Source organism: Leisingera sp. F5 (assembly GCF_001593695.1).
Genome location: NZ_LUKH01000729.1, coordinates 1 through 1,771, shown reverse-complemented (window position 1 = coordinate 1,771; position 1,771 = coordinate 1). Strand labels below are relative to the sequence as shown.

Genomic DNA, 1,771 nt, shown 5'->3' with positions numbered 1-1,771 from the left:
GTTCAATGGTCGGATCATTCTGTACTTCGGTTGCGGTTGACGGATTCAGCATCACAAACATCACCCGCGGCCCGGCAGGATCCCAAACCCGGGTCAGGCTGTAGCGATAGGTTTCGCAATCGGAATAGACGGCGGTTGAGGGCGCATCGCCCTTGGTGTGGCTGCGAGTGATCATCAGCCGTCTGTAGCAGGGCTATTTCGACTGTCCAAGCTAACTGTCCAAGTTTTAAGGTCACCCCAAGAAGTGCCCTTTATGTGCATTGCCGGGCACCACGACACATTGCAGCTGTTGGCATTGTATTTCTTTCGGACAGGTTTTGCATGGAATTGTTGCTGCTCACCAAAGTGTTCAGTCCCGGCTTCTGGTGGATCGGATCCACAATGAAACTGTCTGGCTCTGAAGTCCGGATCTTGCAGATGTATTTGTATGGCGCGCGTCCACTGAGTGTCTTGAGAGGGCGGTTGCAAAGGCCGTCGTCCAGCGGTCGGAGAGCAGGCCACCTGAAAGCAACGATCATCGCTTCATCCTCTTCACCAGGGACGATTGAGCGGGACACATTGGGACGGGTCTTCTGATCCTCAGCAGCCCGCCGCTCCGCAATCGGCTTCGGGGTGATGCCAGGTTCCTAGTTCAGCTCCGCGATTGAAGCCTGCACTTCTCGGGACATTGCTGCGCAATGCGCTGCCGGGTGACAGGACCGACGCAGAGGTGGCATGTCTGTCCCATAAGGCGTCCTTCCATTCCAATGAATGGATCGCACTATCAACCTCTGGAATCAAACAGCTAAGCAGCGCTTCATTTGCCACAGATCAAAGACTTAGGCGTTTGGCCTGCTGTTTGCTATGCTGAGGCAGCGAACAGAAGGATTGGAGCAATGCTGGAGATTTCAGCCCGTAAGGTGGCACAAGTGGCGATGATGGCCCGTGAACTGGGCCGGGCTGAAGGGGAATTGCGCGCCTTCATCGACCGGATGGGGGAAGATCAGCAGTCGGAATTGGTTGGTATCATGTGGGTCGGCCGCGGCAGTTTTGAGCCGGAAGAACTGGGTGAAGCGATCTATACCGCCCGGCAGGAAGCGACCACGCCGACCGTCGATTACTTGCTTGGAACGCCGCATCTGGCTGACAATCTGGAGGCTGGCATGGAAGCGCTGGGCATTGATGTGAACGATGTTGAGGACGATGTGATCGGCCGCTAGGGGCCGCACCGGTTTGGAATGCAAAAGGGCGCCGCAATCCGGCGCCCCTTGTTGTTTCCAGCAGTCCTCAGGCCTTGCTGTCGACGACCTCAAGGTGCTGGGCCAGCTTGCCGATCCCGCCCATCCACTTTTCGACCAGGCTCAGGTCGCTGGGCGCGGCGTGTACACCGGCGGCGATCTTGCCGTTCATGGCCGCCTCGATTGCGAAGGACACCGGATAGGAGACCAGGCGTGCCATTGCGGTGCCGCGGTCGTCGCCCCAGGCGTCCATCACATAGGTCTTATGCCAGGCTTCGGTGCCGTCTTTTTCCGCCTTCAGGCCAACACAGAGCACCACCCGGTCCGGCTCGCCCTCGTCATAGGCGTTCTCGGTCCAGAACTGGTCCGACATTTCCTTAAGCCGGGCGTCGCCTTCGGGGCCGCTGAGGGTTTCGACCTCCTTGAAGACATCCGCCCAGGCATCGGCCCAGCCGTTGAGGCGCAGGGTGCCGCGGACGAATTCCTTCACCTTCCAGTCCTCGCCGAACTCATACTGCGCCATGAACGGGATCGAGTCGCGGTTCGGGTAGACC

The 1,771-nt window shown here is 58.6% G+C and carries 3 protein-coding genes and 1 pseudogene; 1 reads left to right on the top strand and 3 read right to left on the bottom strand.

Annotated features, from left to right (window positions below; all coding sequences use genetic code 11):
- On the bottom strand, nt 1–175 hold a 175-nt coding region (locus A2I95_RS35330), incomplete at its 3' end, for a DUF1643 domain-containing protein (RefSeq protein ID WP_291737229.1).
- A 169-nt stretch (nt 176–344) separates the two neighbouring features.
- Nucleotides 345–461: pseudogene (locus A2I95_RS35325) on the bottom strand (IS481 family transposase); the annotation flags it as partial.
- A gap of 414 nt (nt 462–875) precedes the next feature.
- Between A2I95_RS35325 and A2I95_RS35320 the strand changes: the two are divergent.
- The gene (locus A2I95_RS35320) at nt 876–1,199 is read left to right on the top strand and encodes a DUF3775 domain-containing protein (RefSeq protein ID WP_027257190.1); all 324 of its coding nucleotides are present in this window, start codon (nt 876–878) and stop codon (nt 1,197–1,199) included.
- A gap of 67 nt (nt 1,200–1,266) precedes the next feature.
- On the opposite strand, the gene A2I95_RS35315 is transcribed toward A2I95_RS35320, so the two are convergent.
- Nucleotides 1,267–1,771, bottom strand: a 505-nt coding sequence (locus tag A2I95_RS35315) for a saccharopine dehydrogenase C-terminal domain-containing protein (protein ID WP_291737228.1), incomplete at its 5' end; no start/stop codon positions are given.

Bases quoted from the DNA above. Each gene is read 5' to 3' on its own strand.
- A2I95_RS35320 (WP_027257190.1), top strand. From the start codon at position 876: ATGCTGGAGATTTCAGCCCGTAAGGTGGCACAAGTGGCGATGATGGCC.